General features: G+C 47.7%; 1 protein-coding gene. It reads right to left on the bottom strand.

The window, feature by feature from the left end; translation table 11 throughout:
• Positions 1 to 110: 110 nt before the first annotated feature.
• The coding region (locus tag ACP7B7_RS31660) for a polymorphic toxin type 15 domain-containing protein (RefSeq protein ID WP_426079368.1) at positions 111 to 558 on the bottom strand (448 nt) is incomplete at its 5' end.

Genomic DNA, 558 nt, shown 5'->3' with positions numbered 1-558 from the left:
ACACCCATGTCGCGCAATGTTTGCTGTTCAGCCGGTTGTAGTATCAGTAGTTTCATCACATCAACTCCTGCGTCGTTACCTATCAGGCTTTGACAGCAAAAATTGACGAATTACTTAGCGCCAATTGACGAATTTACATCGGCGCGCCCTATTCCTAAAGTTTTAGCGCGCATCCAGCCGCCTGCCACCATGTCAGGGTCATGTAGTGCTGCAAGCTTACCCATCACTGCTTCAGTACGAATAATCCCTTCTTTCTTTGCATCGGCTGCACTCATACCTTTCTTGCGTAAACTCTTAATAATATTCATCCTGATATTCGCGGTAGCTTGGTTTCTGACCTCCGCTTGTGCCATGTCCGCAACTGGATTACGATTCACGGCCTTGAAGGCATCCCTAGCATCCTTGTATTGGCTGGCAGTTAAGCTATTGATTGCATCCTCCTGCCGCTTGAGCTGCTTGGCCATTTCCTTTAAATATGCCTTTTGATCGGACTGGCTCATCCGCATGAATTTCTTCTTGTCGAATGGATGGAAGCACGGGACTTTATGCTCTCGGGTC

It is taken from the genome of Janthinobacterium sp. PSPC3-1, from assembly GCF_049896105.1.
In the GTDB taxonomy this organism is placed as follows: Bacteria; Pseudomonadota; Gammaproteobacteria; order Burkholderiales; family Burkholderiaceae_D; genus Janthinobacterium.
The sequence above is the reverse complement of the archived record's forward strand: the minus strand, read 5'-3'. Positions and strand labels throughout refer to the sequence as shown.